General features: G+C 59.7%; 20 protein-coding genes. 13 read left to right on the top strand and 7 right to left on the bottom strand.

The genetic code is table 11. The features are described 5' to 3' along the window. Positions 1-177: 177 nt before the first annotated feature. Positions 178-435 (bottom strand): hypothetical protein, encoded by a 258-nt coding sequence (locus BT119_RS18250; RefSeq protein WP_003369416.1) that lies wholly within the window; start codon positions 433-435, stop codon positions 178-180. A gap of 216 nt (positions 436-651) precedes the next feature. Here BT119_RS18250 and BT119_RS18245 point away from each other — a divergent pair, with 216 nt between their 5' ends. Genes BT119_RS18245 through BT119_RS18230 form a run of 4 tightly spaced genes read left to right on the top strand, consistent with a single transcriptional unit; the run spans position 652 to position 6,272 of the window. Further along, a complete protein-coding gene (locus BT119_RS18245; protein WP_003434122.1) occupies positions 652-1,815 on the top strand; it encodes an isovaleryl-CoA dehydrogenase in 1,164 nt (387 codons plus the stop codon). A 13-nt stretch (positions 1,816-1,828) separates the two neighbouring features. Next, complete coding sequence (locus tag BT119_RS18240) at positions 1,829-3,436, top strand: carboxyl transferase domain-containing protein (RefSeq protein WP_072366542.1); 1,608 nt, start codon at positions 1,829-1,831, stop codon at positions 3,434-3,436. 14 nt (positions 3,437-3,450) lie between these two features. Then, positions 3,451-4,326, top strand: a complete 876-nt coding sequence (locus BT119_RS18235; protein ID WP_058397038.1) for a gamma-carboxygeranoyl-CoA hydratase — start codon at positions 3,451-3,453, stop codon at positions 4,324-4,326. Next, positions 4,323-6,272, top strand: a complete 1,950-nt coding sequence (locus BT119_RS18230) for an acetyl-CoA carboxylase biotin carboxylase subunit (RefSeq protein WP_072366541.1) — start codon at positions 4,323-4,325, stop codon at positions 6,270-6,272. Before BT119_RS18235 ends, BT119_RS18230 begins: the two co-directional genes overlap by 4 nt. An 82-nt stretch (positions 6,273-6,354) precedes the next feature. Here BT119_RS18230 and nfuA read toward each other — a convergent pair whose 3' ends face one another. The 3 genes from nfuA to BT119_RS18215 all read right to left on the bottom strand — a co-directional run bounded on the left by nfuA (position 6,355) and on the right by BT119_RS18215 (position 10,534). Beyond that, complete coding sequence (gene nfuA, locus BT119_RS18225) at positions 6,355-6,948, bottom strand: Fe-S biogenesis protein NfuA (RefSeq protein WP_002553665.1); 594 nt, start codon at positions 6,946-6,948, stop codon at positions 6,355-6,357. 70 nt (positions 6,949-7,018) lie between these two features. Continuing rightward, the gene (locus BT119_RS18220) at positions 7,019-8,041 is read right to left on the bottom strand and encodes an acyltransferase family protein (RefSeq protein ID WP_003369396.1); all 1,023 of its coding nucleotides are present in this window, start codon (positions 8,039-8,041) and stop codon (positions 7,019-7,021) included. A gap of 180 nt (positions 8,042-8,221) precedes the next feature. After that, a complete protein-coding gene (locus BT119_RS18215; RefSeq protein ID WP_072366539.1) occupies positions 8,222-10,534 on the bottom strand; it encodes a fatty acid cis/trans isomerase in 2,313 nt (770 codons plus the stop codon). Between the two features lie 157 nt (positions 10,535-10,691). On the opposite strand from BT119_RS18215, the gene metH reads away from it, so the two are divergent. Beyond that, a complete protein-coding gene (gene metH / locus BT119_RS18210; RefSeq protein WP_072366537.1) occupies positions 10,692-14,411 on the top strand; it encodes a methionine synthase in 3,720 nt (1,239 codons plus the stop codon). Positions 14,412-14,422: 11 nt separating this feature from the next. Here the strand turns inward: metH and BT119_RS18205 are convergent, their stop codons facing one another. Continuing rightward, positions 14,423-15,523 carry an ABC transporter substrate-binding protein gene (locus tag BT119_RS18205; protein WP_003434136.1) on the bottom strand — a complete coding sequence of 367 codons (1,101 nt, stop codon included), beginning with the start codon at positions 15,521-15,523 and terminating at the stop codon, positions 14,423-14,425. A gap of 553 nt (positions 15,524-16,076) precedes the next feature. Between BT119_RS18205 and BT119_RS18200 the strand changes: the two genes are divergently transcribed. Then, entirely contained in the window at positions 16,077-17,735 is a 1,659-nt protein-coding gene (locus BT119_RS18200) for a nitrite/sulfite reductase (RefSeq protein WP_060707711.1), read from the top strand. Beyond that, on the top strand, positions 17,719-18,213 hold the full coding sequence (locus BT119_RS18195; RefSeq protein ID WP_003369387.1) for a DUF934 domain-containing protein: 495 nt from the start codon (positions 17,719-17,721) through the stop codon (positions 18,211-18,213). The genes BT119_RS18200 and BT119_RS18195 overlap by 17 nt, the downstream gene beginning before the upstream one ends. Positions 18,214-18,676: 463 nt before the next feature. Here BT119_RS18195 and sohB read toward each other — a convergent pair whose 3' ends face one another. Then, entirely contained in the window at positions 18,677-19,699 is a 1,023-nt protein-coding gene (gene sohB, locus BT119_RS18190) for a protease SohB (RefSeq protein ID WP_060707710.1), read from the bottom strand. Positions 19,700-19,904: 205 nt separating this feature from the next. On the opposite strand from sohB, the gene BT119_RS18185 reads away from it, so the two are divergent. The 6 genes from BT119_RS18185 (at position 19,905) to BT119_RS18160 (ending at position 25,190) form a co-directional block, all read left to right on the top strand. Further along, positions 19,905-20,615, top strand: a complete 711-nt coding sequence (locus BT119_RS18185; RefSeq protein WP_046719451.1) for a histidine phosphatase family protein — start codon at positions 19,905-19,907, stop codon at positions 20,613-20,615. Between the two features lie 55 nt (positions 20,616-20,670). Continuing rightward, the gene (locus BT119_RS18180) at positions 20,671-20,988 is read left to right on the top strand and encodes an SCP2 sterol-binding domain-containing protein (RefSeq protein WP_003369381.1); all 318 of its coding nucleotides are present in this window, start codon (positions 20,671-20,673) and stop codon (positions 20,986-20,988) included. Positions 20,989-21,202: 214 nt separating this feature from the next. Further along, positions 21,203-22,270: a phosphotransferase family protein gene (locus BT119_RS18175; protein WP_044308207.1), complete on the top strand. Its 1,068-nt coding sequence runs from the start codon at positions 21,203-21,205 to the stop codon at positions 22,268-22,270. A 27-nt stretch (positions 22,271-22,297) separates the two neighbouring features. Next, positions 22,298-23,065 (top strand): SDR family oxidoreductase, encoded by a 768-nt coding sequence (locus BT119_RS18170; RefSeq protein ID WP_003434139.1) that lies wholly within the window; start codon positions 22,298-22,300, stop codon positions 23,063-23,065. A 104-nt stretch (positions 23,066-23,169) separates the two neighbouring features. Further along, positions 23,170-24,318, top strand: a complete 1,149-nt coding sequence (locus BT119_RS18165; protein ID WP_058396976.1) for a Gfo/Idh/MocA family protein — start codon at positions 23,170-23,172, stop codon at positions 24,316-24,318. Positions 24,319-24,410: 92 nt separating this feature from the next. Beyond that, the gene (locus BT119_RS18160; RefSeq protein WP_003434141.1) at positions 24,411-25,190 is read left to right on the top strand and encodes a TSUP family transporter; all 780 of its coding nucleotides are present in this window, start codon (positions 24,411-24,413) and stop codon (positions 25,188-25,190) included. On the opposite strand, the gene nudC is transcribed toward BT119_RS18160, so the two are convergent. Continuing rightward, positions 25,158-25,994, bottom strand: coding sequence for an NAD(+) diphosphatase (gene nudC, locus BT119_RS18155; RefSeq protein WP_003369368.1), 837 nt, complete (start codon positions 25,992-25,994; stop codon positions 25,158-25,160). The two genes, BT119_RS18160 and nudC, sit on opposite strands and share 33 nt — an antisense overlap. Positions 25,995-26,031 lie beyond the last annotated feature (37 nt).

Genomic DNA, 26,031 nt, shown 5'->3' with positions numbered 1-26,031 from the left:
ATCAAACGGTCCGATGCCGGAAAAACAAGGTCATCCCCCGGTATTACAGGGGTTTTGAAAAACTGGCACGGGTCCTGCTATACCCTTCGTACAACAAAAATAAAAACACGCAGTAACCCAATAAAAACAACACGTACCGGCTCTGACATAACAAGAACAACACGGACAGAGACGTAGCTAACAGATTTTTTTGAAGTGGATAGCTTTTCTGAACCGCTTGCCTGGCAAGTCGTTCGCAGCCAGACAGAGAACAATAAAACTGCCCCAAGGCAGCTGCCGAACTGGTTGGATCACTACGATGAAAGTGTCATCAGCGCTCAAAAAAATACGTTTGCTCTTGGTCCCGCATGCGGATCGCTCAAAAAAGATGTGAAGGGCCAGGTCGCCAAAAACAACAACAGGCCTCCCGAAAAACAAAAAAGAGCATAGCAACATACCTTGAAGGGGAGCCCAGGCTCCCCTTCGTGCTTTCCGGCGTTCCGCCCTCTTCTCTCATGATTGAACACTACAGTCCGATCACGCTTTGTTCACATCGGCATCGGCGTTGACAGCACAATCCTACAGGTTTACGTTAACGTAAAGGTCATAGCTGGTACACGCCACAACCGACCCACGAACAAAGCGTCATTCAAGAACAAAAAGGAACGCCCCATGAGTTACCCCAGCCTGAATTTCGCCCTGGGCGAAACCATCGACATGCTGCGTGATCAGCTGCAGTCTTTTGTCGCCGCAGAGCTTGCCCCGCGCGCCGCGCAGATCGACAAGGACAACCTGTTCCCCGCCGACATGTGGCGCAAGTTCGGTGAAATGGGCGTACTGGGGATTACTGTCAGCGAAGAATATGGTGGCGCGGGCCTGGGTTATCTGGCTCACGTCGTGGCGATGGAAGAAATAAGCCGTGGCTCGGCATCCGTGGCGCTGTCCTATGGCGCCCATTCCAACCTGTGCGTTAACCAGATCAATCGCAATGGCAGCCCGGCGCAAAAGGCCCGTTACCTGCCCAAGCTGATCAGCGGCGAACACGTTGGCGCACTGGCCATGAGCGAACCCAATGCCGGCTCGGACGTGGTGTCGATGAAACTGCGCGCCGACAAGCGCGGTGATCGCTATGTGCTCAACGGCAGCAAGACCTGGATCACCAACGGGCCGGATGCCAACACCTACGTGATCTACGCCAAGACCGACCTGGAAAAGGCAGCCCACGGCATCAGTGCGTTTATCGTCGAACGCGACTGGAAAGGCTTCTCGCGCGGCAGCAAGTTCGACAAGCTGGGCATGCGCGGCTCCAACACTTGCGAACTGTTTTTCGATGATGTCGAGGTGCCCGAGGAGAACCTGCTGGGCGTGCTTGATGGTGGCGTCAGGGTGCTGATGAGCGGCCTCGATTACGAGCGCGTCGTGCTCTCCGGCGGTCCCACCGGGATCATGCAGGCGTGCATGGACGTGGTGGTGCCCTACATTCACGACCGCAAGCAGTTCGGCCAGAGTATCGGCGAGTTTCAGCTGATTCAGGGCAAGGTCGCAGACATGTACACCCAGCTCAATGCCAGCCGGGCCTACCTGTACGCGGTGGCCCAGGCCTGCGACCGCGGCGAGACCACTCGCAAGGACGCTGCCGGGGTGATCCTGTACAGCGCCGAGCGCGCCACGCAGATGGCGCTGGAAGCCATCCAGATTCTGGGCGGCAATGGCTACATCAACGAGTTCCCGGCGGGCCGACTGTTGCGCGACGCCAAACTCTACGAGATCGGCGCAGGCACCAGTGAAATCCGGCGCATGCTCATCGGTCGCGAACTGTTCAACGAAACCCGTTGATTGCGGAGCCACCATGACCATCCTGCAGACCCGAATCAACACCCGCTCGCCCGAATTCATCCTCAATCGCGACGCCCTGCTCAAGCAGGTCGAAGCACTGCGCTCGCTGTTGAGCAACGTCCAGCAAGGGGGCGGCCGCAAAGCCCAGGAGCGTCACACTTCACGCGGCAAGTTGCTGCCGCGCGAGCGTATCAACCGCTTGCTGGACACCGGCTCGCCGTTTCTGGAAATCGGCCAACTGGCTGCGCATGAGGTGTATGGCGAAGAGGTGCCGGCCGCTGGCGTGATCGCCGGAATCGGCCGGGTCGAGGGCGTCGAATGTATGATCATCGCCAACGATGCCACGGTCAAAGGCGGCTCCTATTACCCGCTGACCGTCAAAAAGCATTTACGCGCACAAACGATCGCCCAGCAGAACCGCCTGCCATGCATCTATCTGGTGGACTCAGGCGGCGCCAACCTGCCACGTCAGGATGAGGTGTTTCCGGATCGCGAACATTTCGGACGGATATTCTTCAATCAAGCCAACATGAGTGCACAAGGAATTGCCCAGATCGCGGTGGTCATGGGCTCCTGCACCGCCGGTGGCGCATACGTACCGGCTATGGCCGACGAGGCGATCATGGTCCGCCAGCAGGCCACGATCTTCCTGGCCGGCCCGCCACTGGTCAAGGCAGCGACCGGCGAAGTGGTCAGCGCCGAAGAGCTGGGTGGTGCCGATCTGCACTGCCGCACGTCCGGTGTGGCCGACCACTACGCGGACAACGACGATCACGCACTTGCATTGGCGCGACGCAGCATCGCCAATCTGAACTGGCGCAAGCAGGGTCAACTGAACACGGTCGCGCCCATTGCACCGCTGTACCCCGGCGATGACCTGTACGGCATCATCCCCGTCGACACAAAACAGCCCTTCGATGTACGGGAAGTCATCGCACGCCTGGTGGACGGCTCAGTACTCGACGAATTCAAGGCCCTGTTCGGCACCACGCTGGTGTGTGGCTTCGCGCGTCTGCACGGCTACCCGATCGCGATTCTCGCCAACAATGGCATCCTGTTCGCAGAAGCAGCCCAGAAAGGCGCGCACTTCATCGAGCTCGCTTGCCAGAGAGGCATCCCCCTGCTGTTCCTGCAGAACATCACCGGCTTCATGGTCGGCCAGAAGTATGAAGCCGGCGGCATCGCCAAGCATGGCGCCAAGCTGGTGACCGCCGTGGCCTGCGCCAGGGTGCCGAAATTCACGGTGATCATTGGCGGCAGTTTCGGCGCAGGAAACTACGGCATGTGTGGCCGCGCTTACGACCCGCGCTTTCTATGGATGTGGCCCAACGCGCGGATCGGCGTGATGGGCGGCGAACAGGCTGCCGGCGTGCTGGTGCAGGTCAAGTGCGAACAGGCCGAACGGGCTGGCCAGGCGTTCAGCGCCGAACAGCAGGCCGAACTGAAGCAGCCGATCCTCGATCAGTACGAGCATCAGGGTCATCCTTACTATTCCAGCGCCCGCCTGTGGGACGACGGGGTCATCGACCCGGCACAAACCCGCGATATTCTCGCGCTTGCCCTCTCCGCCTCGCTCAACGCGCCCATCGAACCTACCACTTTCGGCCTGTTCCGAATGTGAGCCGGGAAATGACCATGACTTCGACCTCCTTCGCAACCATAGAGCTGATCAACGACCCACGTGGCTTTGCCACGCTGTGGCTGAATCGACCAGACAAGAACAACGCCTTCAACGCGCAGATGATCCGCGAGCTGATTATCGCGCTGGAGCAGGTGCAAGGCGATGCCAGCCTGCGTTTCCTGCTGTTGCGCGGCCGTGGCCGGCATTTCAGTGCCGGTGCCGACCTGGCGTGGATGCAGCAGGCAGCAGACCTGGACTACAACACCAACCTGGATGACGCCCGCGAACTGGCAGAGCTGATGTACGGCCTCGCCAAGCTGAAAATCCCGACGCTCGCCGTGGTACAGGGCGCAGCATTCGGCGGTGCGCTGGGCCTGATCGGTTGCTGTGACATGGCCATTGCAGCGGTGGATGCGCAGTTCTGCCTGTCCGAAGTGCGCATCGGCCTGGCGCCAGCGGTCATCAGTCCTTTCGTGGTACAGGCCATCGGCGAACGCGCCACGCGACGCTACACCCTCACGGCCGAGCGCTTCGACGGCCAGCGGGCGCAGCAGATCGGCCTGGTCGCCGAGTGCTACCCGGCTGCAGAGCTGCAAGACCAAACGCAGCAATGGGTCGACAACCTGTTGCTCAACAGCCCGCAGGCCATGCGCGTCAGCAAGGAGCTGCTGCGCGAAGTCGGCAACGGTGAGCTGACCCCCGCGCTGCGTCGCTACTGTGAAAGCGCCATCGCGCGCATCCGTAGCAGTGCCGAAGGACAGGAAGGCCTGCGAGCCTTCCTGCAAAAACGTACGCCCGGCTGGCAGCCAGTCAACCATCAGCCACCTGGCGATCCCGTTGCCGTAGCCTCGGCAGCCCGGCACGATCCACACAAGGACTCGCAGTCATGAGCACGCCCGAGTTGACCACGCTGCTGATTGCCAACCGCGGCGAGATTGCCTGCCGCATCATGCGCACGGCTAAAAACATGGGCCTCACCACGGTCGCCGTGCACAGCGCCATTGACCGTAACGCACGACATAGCCGCGAGGCCGATATCTGCGTGGACCTTGGCGGCAGCAAGGCCGCAGAGAGTTATTTGGCGATAGACAAGCTTCTCGAAGCCACCAGGGCGAGTGGCGCGCACGCGATCCATCCCGGCTACGGTTTTCTGTCTGAAAATGCCGATTTTGCGCGCGCCATCGAAAACGCCGGGCTGATTTTCCTCGGTCCACCCGCCTCGGCCATCGATGCCATGGGCAGCAAATCCGCCGCCAAGGCATTGATGGAACAGGCAGGCGTGCCTCTGGTGCCTGGCTACCACGGTGAAGCACAGGACATCGAAACATTCCGCGCTGCGGCCGAGCGCATCGGCTATCCGGTGCTGTTGAAAGCCACCGCAGGTGGCGGCGGCAAAGGCATGAAAGTGGTCGAGCACATTGGCGAACTGGCCGAAGCGCTAGCTTCCGCGCAACGCGAGGCGCTGTCCTCGTTCGGTGACGCGAGAATGCTGGTGGAGAAATACGTGCTCACCCCGCGCCACGTCGAGATACAGGTATTTGCCGACCGGCATGGCCACTGCCTGTACCTCAATGAGCGCGATTGCTCCATTCAACGCCGACACCAGAAGGTCGTCGAGGAAGCACCAGCGCCCGGCCTGACAGCTACATTGCGCAAAGCCATGGGCGAAGCCGCAGTGAAAGCCGCGCAAGCCATCGGCTACGTGGGTGCAGGTACAGTCGAGTTCCTTCTGGACGCACGCGGCGAGTTTTTCTTCATGGAAATGAATACCCGCCTGCAGGTGGAACACCCGGTCACCGAGTACATCACGGGGCTGGACCTGGTGGAATGGCAGATCCGCGTCGCCAGAGGCGAATCGCTGCCCATCACCCAGGAGCAGGTGCCCCTGACCGGCCACGCCATCGAAGTCCGTCTATACGCCGAAGACCCGGCCAACGACTTTCTCCCGGCAACCGGCACCCTGGAGCTCTACAGAGAGCCTGCCCCCGGCCCCGGCAGGCGGGTGGACAGCGGCGTTGCCGAGGGCGACAACATTTCGCCCTTCTACGACCCGATGCTCGGCAAGCTGATTGCCTGGGGTGAAGACCGCGAGCAAGCCCGTCTGCGCCTGCTGGCCATGCTCGATGAGTTTGCCGTGGGCGGAGTCCGGACCAACCTGGCGTTTCTGCGCAGAATCATCGCGCATCCAGCGTTCGCCGCCGCGCAGCTTGATACCGGCTTTATTCCCCGCTATCAGACGCAACTGCTGCCGCAAATCGATGAGCCAGACGAGACATTCTGGCAGGCCGCCGCCGAGGCCTTCAGCCAGAGCGAACCGGCACGCATCGACCGAGCCGATCCGTATTCGCCCTGGTCAGTCGGCAGTGGCTTTCGCGCCGGCCTGCCCGCGCAGACGGATCTGCGACTGAGCTGCAACGGTCAGACCCGCAACACCTGCCTGCACAACAGCAGCCCGTCGTTATTCACTCTGAGTGGCGAGCATCTGCAGGTCGAGCACAACGGTATGCGCCAACGACACCTGGCGATACGGCGCGGCAATACGCTGTACCTCGAATGGCAAGACGAGCTGCACAGCGTCATCCGGCTGGACGCCATCGCTCAGGCAGACGTCGGTGACGGTCAGCATGCAGGCCTGACGGCACCGATGAATGGCAGCATCGTGCGGGTATTGGTTGAAGTGGGTCAGGCTGTCGAATCTGGTGCGCAACTGGTGGTGCTGGAAGCCATGAAGATGGAACACAGCATCCGCGCCGCCAGCGCCGGGGTGATTACCGCGCTTTACTGTCATGAGGGCGAGATGGTCAACGAAGGCGCGATACTGGTGGAGCTGGACTGACGCTCGTCAACCGCCGCACATGAAAACGCCCTGAACAGTCAGGGCGTTTTCGTGCAGCAACTTCCTTGCCAAAAAGAGCCGCTTAGTAGTAGGCGTTTTCTTTCTGCGTATGGTCGGTAACATCGCGAACGCCCGACAGCTCGGGAATACGCTCAAGCAGTGTGCGCTCGATACCTTCCTTCAGCGTGACATCGGCCTGACCACAGCCCTGGCAACCGCCACCGAACTGCAGCACGGCGATATTCTTCGCCTCTTCCTCGACCACGTCGATCAGCGTGACCTGACCGCCATGGCTGGCGAGGCCCGGATTGATCTCGGTTTGCAGGTAGTAATTGATACGCTCGTTGATCGGGCTGTCGGCATTGACCATCGGCACTTTGGCGTTCGGCGCCTTGATGGTCAGCTGGCCGCCCATCCGGTCGGTGGCGTAGTCGACCACTGCATCGTCCAGAAAGGCCTCGCTGAAGCCGTCGATCCAGGCCGTGAAGCTCTTCAGGCCGATGGCCTTGTCTTCCGGTTTTTCTTCACCCGGCTTGCAGTAGGCAATGCAGGTTTCGGCGTACTGAGTGCCGGGCTGGGTGATAAATACGCGGATGCCAATGCCCGGGGTATTCTGCTTTTCCAGCAGATCGGCCAGATAATCGTGGGCGGCATCGGTAATAGTGATAGCGGTCATGAAAATTCCTCGCAGACGTGCGTGCAGTTTACGCCAATCGGCCGCTTCACACAAAGTCCTAGTATTTTTGTCAGGTTAATGCCTGCGCCTGACCGAGCGCCCGGCGTCCATCCAGCCAGGCTTTCATCCGGCGGTAGAGGCCCTTCTCGATCCACTCATAACTGACCCAGGCACCGATGGCGATGATCGGCACGCAGAACGCGAAAACCACATAGGGGCTGAGGCCAAAGCGCTGCGCCATCAGCAAGCCGCCGTACAGCACCAAAACGTGCAGCAGGTACACCGAATAAGAGCAGTCACCCAACACCTTGAGCAGGCGATTGCCCTGGAAATACGGTTCCAGCGAGATGCACGACAGCACGATCAAGGCACTCGGCAGGCCCCAATTGAGCAGGCGCTGCTCGTTGGTCAGGTTATTGATCGCATACAGCCCGACCGCAATGCCTGCCATCGGCAGCCACAGCGCCGGTTTGATCCAGCCACGGCGATAGAGGATGCCGATGCCGATACCCAGCAGGAATTCGTAAATGATGTCGTTGCCGTAGAAGCGGCTGATCAGCCCGGCGCGAGCCAGAACCTCACTGACCGCAAACAGCGCTGCGGCAATGATCAGCGGCCGGTGACGCTGTTGGAAGAGGAACACCATCGAGAACAGCAGGTAGAAAAACATCTCATAGTTGAGCGTCCAGCCAACGTTGAGCGTCGGGTAGAGACCATAACCACCGGGGTTTTCGGAAGGAATGAAGACCAGTGACAAGAGGAAGTTCTGCCACCCGATGACCTGATGCGGGAGCATCGGCGCTGCAATCAGCAGCAGCAACGCCATGGCGGCGGTGTACAGCCAATAGGCCGGAACGATGCGAATCAGACGATGCAGAATAAAGCGCCGTGCTGGCATGTCGCTGTTCTGCGTCGACAAGAAGATCACCAGACCACTGATGACGAAGAAGATATCGACGCCGACCGCACCCTTTGACACAAAGAACTGCCCTACCGGACCACTGGCCTTGAAATCGAAAAAAATCTGCATGAAGTGATGACACACCACGACCCACGCTGCGAACGCCCGTAGGGCCTGAACTGAAATCAACATCACTAAAAACCTCTACTTCCTGACTTTCAATCATGAGCCGCTGAATAAACCGGCCTATGACGCGCACCATTTCGGACCACCTTTTTGAAAAAAAGGTCGCGCAAGATACATTTCGTTCAGGAAGTAAAGATGGCCGCAGGCCATGTTGCACAAGGGCCTGCGGCGTGAAGCCCCGGTTTTTCAGAGGTTCTCGTAGCGATTCATGTCCAGCACGCCCGCTTCGCGTGGTTCAGTTTCCTGAACGTAGCGATTCAGATCGTGGAAGTAACTCCAGAACAGTGGATGAGTACGACGGATGCCCCAACGCTGGACGATTTGTTCGAAACTCGCCTGATCCTTGCTCTGCTGCATGGCATCGACAAAGGCCGGCACCTGTGCGACCGGAATATTGAAGATGAAATTCGGATAACTGCTGAGCACGCCCGGGTAGACAGTCAGTGTGTCCAGGCCCGGAATATAGCGGTACGACTCGCCCAGCAGAAACGCGACATTACTGTGCGCGCGGTTGCGCAACATACTGTAGATCACGCGCTTGCCATTGCCGCCCTCGATGCGCAGCATGCTCGCTTCCGGCAACTGATCGATGACCTTCAGACCCGCAGCAGGACGCGACGTCAATCGGCTCAGCGCCTGTTCTGCCTGGGCAAAGCTGCTGTCGAGGCCAGGCCGCGAGCAATACGCCCCGGTGCAGCGGTTGATCGGGTCAGGTGCGGCATTCAAAGTGCCGAAGCGCTCGATCAGCCTGGACGCAAAGTCACGCTTTGCGGCCTTTTCATCGAGCTTGATGCCTGTCGGCGTATCGTCGTCGATCTTCTGGTAATCCAGCCACATCTTGATTTTGCCGCCCTCCTGATAAAGATCACTGAGCATGTCTTCACGCAGGTCGGCAGGCATCAGGCGCAGGAAATTGATCTCGGCACCGTTGCGGATCAAATCGAAATACAGCCGCGTCTGGGCCTGATGTGAAACATTGCCATAGACATCGAAGTTCACCGCCAACTGATAATAGGTGCGCTCCAGCAGCGGGTAGTCGAACAGCCACATGGAGTGCGGCACGTCGCCAATCAGCCCTTTATTGACCGACGCACTGTCGAAATGGCGGAAAACGGTCAGCAAGGCATTGTCATTGCCTGCCCACAGCGTGCTCCAGCCCGGCGCTGGCATTTTCGCGTAGCTGTCGCGGCGCAGGTCTTCATACTCATTGCGCCGGTCGCGGTAGGACAGCCACAGGCTCAGCACGCTGCCCACGTCATCGTTCTGCCCCGGCATGGCCAGCAATGGCGTGGCCTCCCCGCGATACGTCGCGTCGGTGATGTAGCGATCGTGCGACGGGTCCTGGAACAGCACCCAGAACTGATCGCGAATCACGTCTGTGGCGATCTGCCCGCGACAGACCGGCCCGCGAATGAACGTGCGAACGAAATACTCGGCGTTGTCGAGCATGAACTGATAACGCGCCACCGCAGGGATGGCTTCGAAGGTCAGAAACGGATTGGCACGATGGCCAGGGCCGTAACCCGGCAATGCGCTGACTTTCCAGTCGGTCCCATAGAACAACTGCCTGACCCGCGCCAGTTTCTGCGGGCTCATGGCGTAGGTAATGTGGGTCTTGTGAACGATCACACCTTGCACGGGGATCAACCGGTAATAGAAGTCGCTGCCCGGATCGTCGTCGGGACGACGGGTAGCGATCAGGTCCACAGGTTTGCCGCTCGGAGTTCGCGAGCGCACCCATTGGAAGAAGTGCCCCGCCTCACCGCCTTCGAAATAGATGTGCGCCAGGAACAGATGCTCGAACAGCCAGCGACCGACCAGCGCCTGATTCGCGCCAGGTTCGTTGAGCTGCGCCTCCCAGGCATTGATCTGCGCGGCCTCGGTGACACTCGGGGTAATGGTCTGCTGCTCGACCGGCGCACCGGCGGCCAGCCAGCGCTGCAGGGTCTGGTATTCGGCATCGGTCAGTCCGGCGACCGCCAGCGGCATGCCCTGTTGCGCGTGGGCGGCCGCATAGGCATTGAATTCGCCGGGCAGCGGGCAGACGTTTTCCCGATTGATCCCCAGGGCGATGTCATCCGGAATCCTGCTGTTGGCTGGCAAAGGTGCGCTGCGGCCCAGATCAAGCATGCGCGTCATCAATGCCGCCTGACTGCCCTGGGCTTCCAGTACTGAATAGAAGCCCTTGCCGCGCCACGCGTCGGTATCACGTGCATCATAAAAGAGACGCGTCGGCGCAACCGCCTCGCTGCGTTCGCCCTGATAGACAGGGACTTTGCTGGCGCCACGGCTCACACCTTCGCCACTGCCCAGATTCAACTGGCAGGGAGCGTCATTGCAGGCGTGGCAGGCCACGCACTTCTCGGTGAGGATCGGCTGGATGTCCTTCACATAGGAAATCGCCGGGGATGCCGATATGACGGGGGGTGCAGGAGTCTGAGCCTTGGCAGCACAGCAGATAAAAAGCAAGGCGACGCTTGCCAACAAACGGTGCGGCATATCCCGTGGGCTCTGATATTAAAATGGCATAATTCTACAAGGGCATCACTCGCTCCAACATGAATGATTTTCATGCAAAAGGCGCAACAACACCAAAACCGTTCCGGTTTGCTATCATCCCGTTCTTTAAAGAATCGACCTTCTCAAGGTAGCCCCCATGTCTGACCGCAGCGCCCGCCATCAAGCCTTTCTCACTGCTCTGAAACAGCGGATCCTGATCCTCGATGGCGGCATGGGCACCATGATCCAGAGCTACAGGCTCGAAGAACAGGATTACCGCGGCAAGCGTTTCGCCGACTGGCCCAGCGATGTCAAAGGCAACAACGACCTGTTGATCCTGACCCGCCCTGACGTGATCGGCGCCATTGAGAAGGCTTATCTGGATGCCGGTGCCGACATCCTCGAAACCAACACATTCAACGCCACCCAGGTGTCTCAGGCCGATTACGGCATGGAATCGATCGTCTACGAGCTGAACGTCGAAGGCGCACGCCTGGCGCGCAAGGTCGCAGACGCCAAGACACTGGAAACCCCGGACAAGCCGCGTTTCGTGGCGGGCGTGCTGGGCCCTACCAGCCGCACCTGTTCGCTGTCGCCGGACGTCAACAACCCCGGCTATCGCAATGTGACCTTCGACGAACTGGTCGAGAACTACACCGAAGCGACCAAGGGGCTGATCGAGGGCGGTGCCGACCTGATCCTGATCGAGACCATTTTCGACACACTCAACGCCAAGGCGGCGATCTTTGCCGTACAGGGTGTATTCGAAGAAGTGGGCTTTGAACTGCCAATCATGATCTCCGGAACCATCACCGATGCCTCGGGGCGCACCCTGTCCGGCCAGACCACCGAAGCGTTCTGGAACTCGATCAGTCATGCCAAACCGATCTCGGTCGGCCTGAACTGCGCACTGGGCGCGAGCGAACTGCGCCCCTACCTGCAAGAGCTGGCCAATAAAGCCAACACCCATGTGTCCGCGCACCCCAACGCCGGCTTGCCGAATGCATTTGGCGAATACGACGAACTGCCGAGCCAGACGGCGAAGATCATCGAAGAGTTCGCCCAGAGCGGCTTCCTGAACATCGTCGGCGGCTGCTGCGGTACCACCCCGGCGCACATCAAGGCGATTGCCGAGGCGGTTTCGGGTTACTCGCCGCGGGAAATTCCGGACATCCCCAAGGCCTGCCGCCTGTCGGGCCTCGAACCGTTCACCATCGATCGCCAGTCGCTGTTCGTCAACGTCGGCGAGCGTACCAACATCACCGGCTCTGCCCGCTTCGCCCGCCTGATCCGTGAAGACAACTACACCGAAGCCCTGGAAGTCGCCCTGCAGCAGGTCGAAGCCGGCGCCCAGGTGATCGATATCAACATGGACGAAGGGATGCTCGACTCGAAGAAGGCCATGGTGACCTTCCTCAACCTCATCGCAGGTGAGCCGGACATCTCCCGCGTACCGATCATGATCGACTCCTCGAAGTGGGAAGTGATCGAGGCCGGCCTCAAGTGCATCCAGGGCAAGGGCATCGTCAACTCCATCAGCATGAAGGAAGGCGTCGAGCAGTTCATTCATCACGCGCGGCTGTGCAAGCGATACGGCGCGGCCGTGGTGGTCATGGCCTTCGACGAACAGGGTCAGGCCGATACCGAGGCGCGCAAGAAGGAAATCTGCAAACGCTCCTACGACATTCTGGTCAACGAAGTGGGTTTCCCGCCGGAAGACATCATCTTCGACCCGAACATCTTCGCCATCGCCACCGGTATCGAAGAACACAACAACTACGCCGTGGACTTCATCAACGCCTGCGCCTACATCCGTGACGAGTTGCCGTATGCGCTGACCTCGGGTGGCGTGTCCAACGTATCGTTCTCGTTCCGTGGCAACAATCCGGTGCGTGAAGCGATCCACTCGGTGTTCCTGCTGCATGCAATCCGCAATGGCCTGAGCATGGGCATCGTCAACGCCGGGCAGCTGGAAATCTACGACCAGATTCCCGCTGAACTGCGTGACTGCGTCGAAGACGTAGTGCTCAACCGCAATCCCGAGGGCACGGATGCGTTGCTGGCAATTGCCGACAAGTTCAAGGGTGATGGCAGCGTCAAGGAGGCCGAAACCGAGGAATGGCGCAGCTGGCCGGTCAATCAGCGTCTGGAACACGCGCTGGTCAAGGGCATCACCACGCACATCGTCCAGGACACCGAAGAGTCGCGCCTGGCATTCACCCGCCCTATCGAAGTGATCGAGGGCCCGCTGATGGCAGGCATGAACGTGGTCGGTGACCTGTTTGGCGCAGGCAAGATGTTCCTGCCTCAGGTGGTCAAGTCCGCGCGCGTGATGAAGCAGGCAGTGGCGCACCTGATTCCGTTCATCGAGCTGGAAAAGGGCGACAAGCCCGAAGCCAAGGGCAAAATCCTGATGGCCACCGTCAAGGGCGACGTGCATGACATCGGCAAGAACATCGTCGGCGTAGTACTGGGCTGTAACGGCTACGACATTGTCGACCTGGGCGTGATGGTGCCTGCAGAGAAAATCCTGCAAGTGGCCCGCGACGAGAAATGCGACATTATCGGCCTGTCCGGCCTGATCACGCCGTCACTGGACGAAATGGTCCATGTCGCCAGAGAGATGCAGCGCCAGGACTTCCACCTGCCATTGATGATCGGCGGCGCGACCACGTCCAAGGCGCACACGGCGGTGAAGATCGAGCCTAAATACAGCAATGACGCAGTAATCTACGTCACCGATGCTTCCCGAGCGGTCGGCGTCGCGACCCAGTTGCTGTCGAAAGAGCTGAAGCCGGCCTTTATTGAAAAGACCCGACTCGAATACGTCGAAGTGCGTGAGCGCACCTCGGCACGCAGCGCGCGCACCGAACGCCTGAGCTACGGTGCTGCGGTGGCCAAAAAGCCGCAGTTCGACTGGGAAAACTACACCCCTGCCCAACCGACGTTCACCGGCACCCGGGTGCTGCAGGATATCGATCTGAACGTGCTGGCCGAGTACATCGACTGGACGCCGTTCTTCATTTCCTGGGATCTGGCTGGCAAGTTCCCGCGCATCCTCACCGACGAAGTGGTCGGTGAAGCGGCCACTGCGCTGTATGCTGACGCCACGCAGATGCTGCGCAAGCTGATCGACGAGAAGCTGATCAGCGCCCGCGCGGTATTCGGCTTCTGGCCAGCCAATCAGGTCAATGACGATGATCTGGAAGTCTATGGCGACGACGGCAAGCCGCTGGCCAGGCTGCATCACCTGCGCCAGCAGACCATCAAGCCCGACGGCAAGCCGAACTTCTCGCTGGCCGACTTCGTTGCACCAAAGGACAGCGGCCTGACCGACTACATCGGCGGGTTCATCGCCACTGCCGGCATCGGCGCCGAGGAAGTCGCCAAGGCTTATCAGGACAAGGGCGACGATTACAACTCGATCATGGTCAAGGCGCTTGCCGATCGTCTCGCCGAAGCCTGCGCCGAGTGGCTCCACCAGCAGGTGCGCAAGGAATACTGGGGTTATGCGCAGGACGAAGCGCTGGACAACGAAGCGCTGATCAAGGAGCAATACATGGGCATCCGCCCGGCGCCGGGCTACCCGGCCTGCCCCGATCACACGGAAAAGGGCACCCTGTTCGCCCTGCTCGATCCACTGCCGGAAGGCAGCGCCGAACATACCGCAGGCAAGAGCGGCGTGTTCCTGACCGAGCACTATGCGATGTTCCCGGCTGCAGCGGTCAGCGGCTGGTATTTCGCCCACCCCCAGGCGCAGTATTTTGCAGTGGGCAAGGTCGACAAGGACCAGGTCGAAAGCTACACCGCCCGCAAGGGTCAGGACCTGAGTGTCACCGAACGCTGGCTGGCACCCAACCTGGGCTACGACGAGTAACGCCTGACCGGTTATCTGCCGCCTGAGTGGTCAGGCGGCAACATGCCTTTCAGCGAAAATGGCGACGCTTCGCCAGAAGTTTCCATATTGAATGCCTGGATATCGAGCCGGTAATGCTCGTCCCGGGCGGCATCCAGAAAGCGCTGCGCATCCTGTGGCTCGACCACGTGAATCACATCAATGATTCGTGTGCCGATCTGTTGCCGGGCCTGCCATTGAGCAGTGTCATAGTGGTGCAGGAGAATGATGGCCCACCCGCCCAGGGTGAAATGCCCTGAAGCCACGACACTCAGGCTGCCATTGAGCTGTGCCCGCAGTGAAAGCGACGTGCCGTTGATCGCACTGAACAGCACGTCCTGCCCCGGCTTGCCGCCGCTCTCGCGCAATGCATCCATCGCACCGAACGCCATTTGCTCGTTGGCAGCCCACACCAAGCGTGTCTGCGGATAGCGCTTGAACAGCACGCGCGCCTGCTCGAGCGCGCGATCACGGCGCCAGCCACCCAGCGCAATCTGCCGTAGATGCACCTCTGGGTGCTCTGACAAGGCCCGCAGCATGCCTTTTTCACGCAGCAGGGAAACGGGCGTGGTGTTGGTCCCGGAAAACGCGAGCATGTCGATGACCTGACCGTCTGCGCCAGGCGCCGCGAGACTGATAAGCCGCTTTGCCGTCAGATAGCCGCCCTGTTCATCGTTGCCCACCAGGCTGCCGATGAAGTCCGGATAACGCGATGGCAGATCACCGAGAATCCGAATCTGGTCCTCGGTCAGCGTATTGTTGACGGCAAACAGCTTGACCCCGCTGCCCACGGACATACGCAGGACTTCAGGGGCGATATTCAACTCATTGGAAAACAACAGGTAATCCGGGCGCTCATCCCCTTGCAGCGCCGCTCGCGCCAGATCGAGCAACTTGCGAGTGTCGCGCTCGGTATAGAGTATTTTCAGTGACATGCCAGTGGTGTCGGCAGCCGTCTGCATGACCCGGGAGTAACTCTGCCAATAGCCATCGGATGGTGCGCCGGGGTTCAGAAATACCACCGAGGCGGCATGTGTCGCCCCGCCCCAGAGACAACTGCACAGTAACAGCCAGCCAGCATGTAAAGCCTTCATATCAACGAACCTTGAAGCAGCAGGGATTTAGCACTACGAGCGTGTTATCGGCTGCGGCAGCAAGGTTCTGGAGACTCCGGCAGATTCTTTATCAGCCCTTCACTGGCTGCTGGCCCAGAACATCGCTGCGCCTACCGCCAGAATGACAATGAATAAAATGGCCCAGGTGTCCACGGATCTGCCTGGCTTGGCTACTTTCGGGTGCTTGCTCATCGCATCGCCTCTTGTCGGTCTTGTGGGTGATTGCACATGAATAGGAGTGTTCCGACACCTGCTCGGCATCGGTCAACGTTCAGTTAAGTCGAGTCTTGCCCACACGGCAAGCAGGGATATGCACGGACGCGGTTTTGCTTATCGCTTTTAGTGATTTGCATATATATAAACATCACTTTTATCGATAACTGCAAACTGCTATCGTCGCCTTCGCTCCCCAGGGAGTGCGCGGCCGTGCGCGCAGAATTGACCAGATGAAGCAGGAAACAACGAGCAGCGGGCTTTTTCCAGACTGACGCCACTGCCCTGCTTCATGACGAAGCCTGAGAACAGGACCTATATGTACGTATACGACGATTACGATCAGAAGATCATCGAGGACCGCGTCAAGCAGTTCCGGGATCAGACCCGACGCTACCTGGCCGGGGAACTGAGCGAAGAAGAGTTTCGACCGTTGCGCCTGCAAAACGGTCTTTATGTTCAGCGCTTCGCGCCCATGCTGCGCGTGGCCGTTCCATACGGTCAGCTGACCTCGCGCCAGGCGCGCATGATGGCGAAAATCGCGCGCGATTATGATAAAGGCTACGCGCACATCAGTACCCGCCAGAACGTACAGTTCAACTGGCCTGCGCTTGAAGATGTTCCCGATATTCTCGCTGAACTGGCGACCGTGCAGATGCACGCTATCCAGACCAGTGGCAACTGCCTGCGCAACGTCACCACCGACCAGTTTGCCGGTGTGGCGGCAGACGAACTGGTAGACCCGCGCCCATGGTGCGAGATCGTCCGTCAGTGGACCACTTTCCACCCCGAATTCGCTTACCTGCCGCGCAAGTTCAAGATCGCGATCAACGGCTCGACGAGTGACCGTGCAGCCATCGAAGTGCATGACATCGGCCTCGAGCCATTGCGCAACGAAGCGGGCGAACTGGGCTTCCGTGTTCTGGTGGGTGGCGGCCTTGGCCGTACTCCTGTCGTCGGTGCCTTCATCAATGAGTTCCTGCCGTGGCAGGACCTGCTGAGCTACCTCGACGCCATCCTGCGGGTCTACAACCGTTATGGCCGTCGCGACAACAAGTACAAGGCGCGAATCAAGATTCTGGTCAAGGCGCTGACCCCTGAAGTGTTCGCAGCCAAGGTCGACGCTGAAATGGCGCACCTGCGCGGCGGTCAGACCACCCTGACCGAAGCCGAAGTGCAGCGCGTTTCCCGCCACTTCGTCGACCCGCAATACAAGACCCTCAGCGATCAGCACGCCGAACTGGCAACGCTGGACGCTCAGCACCCCGGCTTCGCTCGCTGGCGTCAACGCAATGTGCTGGCGCACAAGAAGCCCGGCTACATTGCCGTGACCCTGTCGCTCAAGCCAACCGGCGTCGCCCCGGGCGATGTGACCGACAAGCAACTGGACGCCATTGCCGACCTGGCCGATCGCTACAGCTTCGGTCAACTGCGCACTTCTCACGAGCAGAACATCATTCTTGCCGATGTCGAGCAGAGTGAGCTGTTCACGCTGTGGAACGAGCTGCGCGACAATGGTTTCGCCACGCCGAACATTGGCCTTCTGACCGACATCATCTGCTGCCCGGGCGGTGATTTCTGCTCGCTGGCCAATGCCAAGTCGATCCCGATCGCCGAATCCATCCAGCGTCGTTTCGACGATCTGGACTACCTGTTCGATATCGGCGAGCTGGACCTGAATATCTCCGGATGCATGAACGCCTGCGGCCACCACCATGTCGGCCATATCGGCGTGCTGGGCGTGGATAAGAAAGGTGAAGAGTTTTATCAGGTCTCGCTCGGCGGCAGTGCCAGCCGTGATGCGAGCCTGGGCAAGATTCTCGGCCCTTCCTTTGCCCAGGAGGCGATGCCGGACGTGATCGAGAAGCTGATCGACGTCTACGTTGAAAAACGGACTGAAGACGAGCGTTTCATCGACACCTACCAACGTATTGGCATTGACCCTTTCAAGGAGCGCGTCTATGCAGCGAATCATTAAGAACAACGAAGTCATCGATGAAACCTGGCATCTGCTGCCCAAGGATACTGCCTTTGACAGCCTGTCGAACTGCGACGACCTGATCGTGCCGCTGGCGCTGTGGCGCGAACACGCGCATTCGCTGAAGGCACGTGACGGCGGTCTGGGTGTGTGGCTGGACAGCGATGAGGAAGCCGAGGAGATCGGCGAGGACGTCGACCAGTTTCAGGTCATCGCCTTGAATTTCCCGGCGTTCACTGACGGCCGCAGCTTTTCGAATGCGCGCCTGCTGCGTGATCGTTTTGGCTACAAGGGTGAATTGCGCGCCATCGGCGACGTGTTGCGTGATCAGTTGTTTTACATGCGCCGCTGTGGCTTCGATGCGTTTGCGGTGCGTGCCGACAAGGATCCATACGAGGCGCTGGAAGGCCTGAAGGACTTCTCGGTCACCTATCAGGCCGCGACCGACGAGCCGCTGCCGCTGTTCCGCCGCCGCTGATTCAGGCGACGTTGAGTCATCGCCCCGGTGTTCACCTAAGATGACTATCGTTCCCACGCTCCAGCGTGGGAGCGCAGTTCTGGACGCTTTGCGTCCTCGTTTGTGGCGTTGCGCGTCACAAAAGGGTTCTTCGATGCCAGGTAGATTCAGATAAGACTCAAGCCCCCTTTTCGCCTCTCGGCACCCTACTTTGAGGGACCAAAGTAGGCAAAGTCCTCGCTCCTGTTTCCGGCCCGACTTCGTCGGGTTCCTTCGCCCCGTCACTAACGTCGCACTCTGCGTCGTCAGTGCCATCGTGGTTGAAAAGCACTTTAAAGCAAGTGGCTAAAGCACGGCTTAGATACTAATGACGATCGTGCCGACGCTCCGCGTCGGCATGCAGTTCGTGACGCTCTGCGTCACACAGCGGCTCTGTGATATCGGGTAACTTGAGGCTCGGCTCAGGCCACCTTGCCATCCACACCTACCAGAACCGCTGCTGAGTCAAACGTCCCCACCACTTGGTGGCCAGTTGATCCGCTGAGGTGGCTGCCGCCATCCCCATGCGCTCTTGCAGGCTCTTGCGTTGCACGTAGTGCAGGTGGAACACGTCGGCATCCTTGGCGCGCTCGGCCAGGTACTCGTCGCTGGTCTTGAGTTCATCGACCAGCAGCTTGTCGACCGCCGCCATGCCCAGCCATACCTCGCCAGTCGCCACTTCGTCGATGAACAGTTGCGGGCGGTAGCTGGCAACGAAGTTCTTGAACAGGTCGTGGGTGATGTCCAGGTCCTGCTGGAATTTCTCGCGGCCCTTCTCGGTGTTTTCGCCAAACACGGTCAGGGTGCGCTTGTATTCACCCGCGGTCAGCACTTCGAAATCGATGTCGTGCTTCTTCAACAGGCGATTGACGTTGGGCAGTTGTGCTACCACACCAATGGACCCGAGGATGGCGAACGGTGCGCTGATGATCTTGTTGCCTATGCACGCCATCATGTAGCCGCCGCTGGCCGCGACCTTGTCGATGCACACGGTCAGCGGGATGCCCGCCTGACGAATGCGTGCCAGTTGCGAGGACGCCAGGCCGTAGCTGTGGACCATGCCGCCGCCGCTTTCCAGGCGCAGGACCACTTCATCCTTGTCGGTGGCCAGGGTCAGCAACGCGGTGATTTCATGACGCATGCTTTCAGTGGCAGATGCCTTGATGTCACCGTCGAAATCCAGCACGTAGACGCGGGCCTTGGGCTCGGCCTGCTTTTTCTCTTTCTTCAGCGCCTTGCCCTGCTCCTTGCGCAGCGTCTTGAGGCGCTCCTTGTCGAGCAATGATTGCTCGAGCCGTTCGCGCAGGCCCTTGTAGAAATCATTGAGCCGGGTGACCTGCAATTGACCGGAAGACTTGCGACGGCCTTTGCCACGCATGGACGCAATGGCAACCAGTACCACAACGATGGCGATCACCAGCGTCACGGTCTTGGCCAGAAAACTTGCGTAATCGACAACGAAATCCACGAATATCCCTCATTAGTGTCAGGCCCTTACCAATCAAGGGCTGTGATGAATGCAGCATACCGACGCCCTGTGCAGTGCACCAGCCAATGACCCGTTACAAACCATTAAAACGATGATTTCAAACGAGCGTATGTTTTTTCATTGACAGTCCCCCGGCATCCCTCATAACCTCGGCGAACCTTCAACGTACCGAGAAGAAACGGACGTGGGCAGCATCTACCTGATACGACATGGCCAGGCCTCATTTGGTGCAGACAATTACGACGTGCTGTCGCCCGTGGGTATTCGTCAGTCTCAGGTATTGGGTGCCTACCTTGCCGAGCAGGGCCTGAGCTTCGATCGCTGCGTGTCCGGTGAACTCATGCGCCAGAAAGACACCGCCCAGCATGTACTGGGCCAGTACACCGAAGCAGGCCTCGATACGCCTGCCGTGCAGCTGGACAGCGCGTTCGATGAATTCGATGCCGAAGGCGTGATCAAGGCGTTGATACCGGCGATGCTCGAAGACGAACCACAGGCGCTGGATATTCTGCGCGACGTTGCCGCAAACCCTGCAGGGTTCCAGCGCCTGTTCAACCTGATTACCGGGCGCTGGCTGAGTGGCAATCACGACACACCGGGCCTGCAAAGCTGGCAGGCGTTCGTGGCCCGCGTCGAAGCAGGCCTGAAGCGGATTCTCCAGGCTGCCGGCCCGCATGAGCGTATCGCGGTATTCACCTCCGGAGGCACCATTACTGCCCTGCTGCATCTTGTTACCGGAATGCCTGCATTGAAGGCACTGGAGCTTCACTGGCACATCGTCAATACGTCGTTGCATCAGCTTAAATTCAAAGGCAACGACGTGACCCTGGCTTCCTTCAACGGTTACACACATTTGCAACTGCTGAAGGCGCCGGAGCTCATCACCTATCGCTGAGCCCGGCCAATCGCGTCCTGTCGGACGCTGGCACTCACTCTAAAAGGATCACCTCATGACCTCAGTAGCAGACGCCGTACAGACAATGAAAGACAAGTTCAACCCAGCTGCTGCTGCCGGTCTGGACCTGGTCTTCGGCTTCAACATCACCGACGAAGATAAACACTACGCGCTGATCGTCAAGGACAGCACCTGCCAACTGGAGGAAGGCGAAAACCCTGACGCCAACGTGACCCTGGTCATGGACAGCCAGACCCTCAAGGGCATCGTCAGCGGCGAGACCGATGGCATGCAGGCGTTCATGGGTGGCAAGCTGCGTGCCGAAGGCGACATGATGCTGGCCATGAAGCTCAGCGAACTGTTCCCGGTATAAACCTGCCGCACACGGCAGACTGGACTACCTGAGACCGAAGCCCCGCCGGCTTCGGTTTTTTTATGCACGCACCTTTCTGTAAAACAGCGATCAGAGCTACTGATTGCCCGGCAACACGCTAGCCTATAAAGCGCCCATGCGCTTGATCGCGGATTGGACGATCATTAGATTAGTCAATAGTTTGCGCTGACCATAATAAACACAAGGGATACGTATGGCACTGACTGACCAGTCCACCGAGGTTCGCAGCGGCGAAGAACTGGACGCCTTCCGAATCGACGCGTATTTGAAGGCGCACATGGCGGATCTTCACGGCACGCCGGCGATCAGTCAGTTTCCGGGCGGTGCATCGAACCTGACCTATCTGCTTCAGTACCCTGAGCGGGAACTGGTACTGCGTCGTCCACCCTTCGGACACAAGGCGCGTTCGGCCCATGACATGGGCCGCGAGTACCGTATTCTCAATCAGCTCAAGGAAGCCTTTCCCTACTGTCCCGAGGCTTATCTGCACTGTACGGACGAGTCACTGATCGGCTCGGAGTTCTACGTCATGCAGCGCGTCAAAGGGGTTATCCTGCGCTCCGACCTGCCGCCGGAACTGGCGCTGGATGCCCGACAGACCGAACAGCTGTGCAAAAACTTCATCGACAAACTGGTAGACCTGCATCGCGTCGATTATCAGGCCTGTGGCCTGGGTGACCTCGGCAAGCCGCAAGGCTATGTGCAACGGCAGATTTCCGGCTGGTGCGAGCGCTATGAGAAAGCACTGACCCCGGACGCTCCGGCGTGGGAGCAGGTCAAGCGCTGGCTGGTCGCCAAAATGCCTGCCGACTCCCCCACCTCGAGCATCGTGCACAACGACTACCGTTTCGACAATGTGATCCTCGACCCCGCCAACCCGATGCACATCATCGGCGTGCTGGACTGGGAGCTGACCACGCTCGGCGATCCGCTCATGGACCTGGGCAACACCCTCGCCTACTGGATACAGGCCGACGATCCGGCTCCGGTGCAACTGATGCGCCGCCAGCCGAGCAATGCGCCGGGGATGCTGACCCGCCAGGCTTTTGTCGACTATTACGCCGAGCGCGCCGGCGTGCGCATCGACAATTTCGATTTCTACTACACCTACGGCCTGTTCCGTCTGGCCGGTATCGTGCAACAGATCTATTACCGCTTTTTCCATGGCCAGACCCAGGACAAGCGCTTTGCCCAATTCATTCACATGAACAGGCTGCTGGAGCAGATGAGCCTGAGCGTAATCGAAAAATCCAGCCTCTGACCGCCAGCGCCAAGACAAGGAAATGACATGTCCAGAACCCAGCTCTTCGACCTTGATGGCAAGGTTGCCTTCGTTTCAGGTGCCAGCCGAGGAATCGGTGAAGCCATTGCCCGGCTACTGGCCCAGCAAGGCGCGCACGTTATCGTCTCGAGTCGCCGACTCGAGGGTTGCCAGGCGGTAGCGGACGCCATCGTCAGCGAGGGTGGCAAGGCAACAGCCATTGCCTGCCACATCGGTGAGCTGGAACAGATAACCCATGCATTTACGCAGATTCGTCAGCAGTTCGGGCGCTTGGATGTATTGGTCAACAACGCCGCCACCAATCCGCAGTTCTGCAACGTGCTGGATACGGATCCCGGGGCCTTCCAGAAGACCGTCGACGTCAATATTCGCGGTTACTTTTTCATGTCCGTGGAAGCTGGCAAGCTGATGCGCGAAAACGGCGGCGGCAGCATCATCAACGTGGCGTCCATCAACGCGGTATCGCCGGGCGCCTATCAAGGCGTCTATTCGATGACCAAGGCAGCCGTGGTCAACATGACCAAGGTGTTTGCCAAGGAGTGCGCTGAGTTCGGCATCCGTTGCAACGCCCTGCTTCCCGGTTTGACCGACACCAAGTTCGCATCGGCACTGGTCAAGAATGACGCGATCCTCAACATGGCACTGTCGCAGATCCCGCTGAAACGCGTTGCCGCTCCCAGCGAGATGGCCGGCGCGGTGCTTTACCTTGCCAGCGAGGCCTCCAGCTATACCACTGGCGTCGCACTGAACGTCGACGGCGGCTTTTTATCCTGAAGCCCCACCTGGCCTGCAGAAAAAAAGAAAATGAATTAATTTTCCAAAATTAAAATAATTGGAATATATTTTCCGCATAACAACAATCCTTTTTGGAGAATGTCATGCGGGAATCCCTTTCCACATCGCCTGCGCAACTGGGTATCGGACTGATCGGCACCGGCTTCATGGGCCGCGCTCATGCGCTGGCGTTTGGCAACGCCAACGCTGCGCTTGACCTGCCTGCACGTATACGACTCTCCGCACTGGCGGACGCCGACAGTGCACGCGCCGAGCGATGCGCAAGCGCCTGGGGCTTCGACCGCAGCCACGCTGACTGGCAGCAATTGATCAATGATCCGCACGTACAGATCGTGGCGATTACTACCCCCAATCACCTGCACTTCCCCATGGCCATGGCCGCCATCGCCGCAGGCAAGGCGGTGTATTGCGAAAAACCGCTGGCCGTGAATCTCGCCCAGGCCGATGAAATGCGCCGCAGTGCCAAGGCTGCGGGTGTCGTCACCCAGGTTGGCTACAACTACCAGCACAACCCGATGATCGGACTCGCCAGGGAAATGATCGAAGCCGGCGAACTGGGCGAGATCGTCAGCTTTCAGGGTGAGTTCAGTGAGGATTTCATGGGCGATCCGGCGTCCCCCTGGTCGTGGCGCTGTGAAGCGGCGCACGCGGGCGGTGCGCTGGCAGATCTGGGCAGCCACTTGCTGGCGATGGCGCGTCATTTGCTGGGCGACGTCGAATCAGTCTGCGCCGACTCCAGCACCGTGCACCGTGAACGCCCGGCGAACAGCGGCAGCCAACAGATGCGCGCCATTGCAGTGGACGATCAGACCCACGCGCTACTGCGCTTTGCCAGTGGTGCGCGCGGGACGTTCAGCAGCAGCTGGCTCAAACACGGCTACAAAAACCACCTGAGTTTCGAGATCAGCGGCACCAAGGGCACGCTGGCGTTCGATCAAGAGCGGCTCAACGAGCTGCACCTCTACCGCACAGGCACAGCCGGACGCGATGGTTTTCAGCGACTGCTGGCCGGCCCTGCACAACCGGGTTACGCCGCGTTCTGCCCGGCCCCTGGTCACCAGTTGGGTTACAACGAGCTCAAGGCGCTCGAAGTACAAGCGCTCATCCAGGCCGTATGCGGTCAGCGCAGGCGTGGCCCGGACTTCGAGGAAGCGTGGCAGATCGAGCGCCTGGCGACGGCCATTCGCGTGGCCGCAGCCGAGCAGCGCTGGGTCGCGCTCGCCGACATCTGACTTCCTGCAAACGTTGCACTAGGGGTAGAATGCGCCACGTTTGGGCAGCCATTCTGCCCCCTTGCCGTCCTCGCCATAAGCCCCCTGCCACCATGCCCTTTGAACTCAGCGTCGACCTGACCACCCTCGCCATTCTTGCCGTGGTTGCTTTCATAGCGGGATTCATAGACGCCATCGCCGGTGGCGGCGGACTGCTGACCACCCCGGCGCTGATGACCGCCGGCCTGCCGCCGCATCTGGTGCTGGGCACCAACAAGCTCAGTTCGACCTTTGGTTCAGCGACGGCCAGCTTCACCTTCTACCGTCGCAAACTGTTCGATCCGCGCCAATGGCTGCATGCCGTGGTCGGCACTGCGATCGGTGCCGCGCTAGGCGCTGTGATTGCCCATTACCTGCCAGCCGAATGGCTGAACCAGATGTTGCCGGTGATCGTGTTCGGTTGCGGACTGTATTTGTTGTTTGGCGGCACGCCCAAGGCCCCTCTGGACAGCAACGCACCGATCAAAAGGAAATGGCAGCTTCCCCAGGGAGTGAGCCTGGGTTTCTACGACGGTGTTGCCGGACCGGGTACCGGCGCGTTCTGGACAGTCAGCACCCTGCTGCTCTACCCGGTTGATCTGGTCAAGGCCAGCGGCGTGGCGCGCAGCATGAACTTCGTCAGCAATGCCGTGGCGCTCTCGGTATTCATGTTTTCCGGCCAGGTGGATTACATCATCGGCCTGAGCATGGGCCTTGCGGTGATGCTCGGTGCCTACTTCGGTGCAGGCACCGCGATCAAGGGCGGTGCCAAATTCATCCGCCCGGTGTTCATCACCGTGGTTCTGGGCCTGACCGTGCGCCTAGCCTGGCAACACTGGTTCGGGGGCGCCTGAGCGCTCGGCTAGATACGCCTCGATCAGGTAGCGGGCAATCGACCGATTGGCCGGCAACGGCGGCAGGTCATCGACATGAAACCAGCGTGCGTCTTCAATCTCTTCTGCCTGGGGCACGATTTCACCGCTTTCGTATTCGGCATGGAACCCGAGCATCATCGAGTGCGGGAACGGCCAGCACTGGCTGCCGCGGTACTTCAGGTTCTTGATGCGCACCTGCACCTCTTCCATCACCTCGCGATGCACGCAGTCTTCGGCAGATTCACCCGGCTCCACGAACCCGGCCAGTGCGCTGTACATACCGGTGACGAACCGCGGTGAGCGCGCCAGCAGGATTTCATCGCCACGGGTGACCAGCACAATCATGCTGGGCGAAATACGCGGATACAGCCGCAGGTTGTCATGCTCGCAGAACATCGCACGTTCGCCGCGAATCTGCACCGTCGCACGACCGCAGGCACCGCAGAAACGGTGTTCCCTCGCCCATGTGCTGACTTGCGCGGCGTAGCCGAGCATCTGGAAAACAGCGAAGTCGCCTTCCAGCATGAATTGACGCAAGCCTTGCCAGGCGCAGCCCTCGACGGCAACCGAGCGTTCAAGCACCAGAAGGTAGACAGGCTCACCCTCGAAATAGCCTATGCCGTGCTCGCTCTGCACCGGCAGGTCCAGCCCGTTCAGCCAGCCTCTGGGGAACATCACCCCATTGGCATCCAGCAAAAAACCCTGATCACCCTGAACCACAGCCAAACCGCCAGGGGCCTCGACATCCAGAACTGCAGTTGTCCAACGCTCCGGGCGCGACATTAGAAACTCCTTCGCTCAGACTCGAGCCTTGTCATGT

The organism is Pseudomonas sp. NFACC10-1 (assembly GCF_900119195.1).
GTDB lineage: Bacteria > Pseudomonadota > Gammaproteobacteria > Pseudomonadales > Pseudomonadaceae > Aquipseudomonas > Aquipseudomonas cerasi.
The sequence above is the reverse complement of the archived record's forward strand: the minus strand, read 5'-3'. Positions and strand labels throughout refer to the sequence as shown.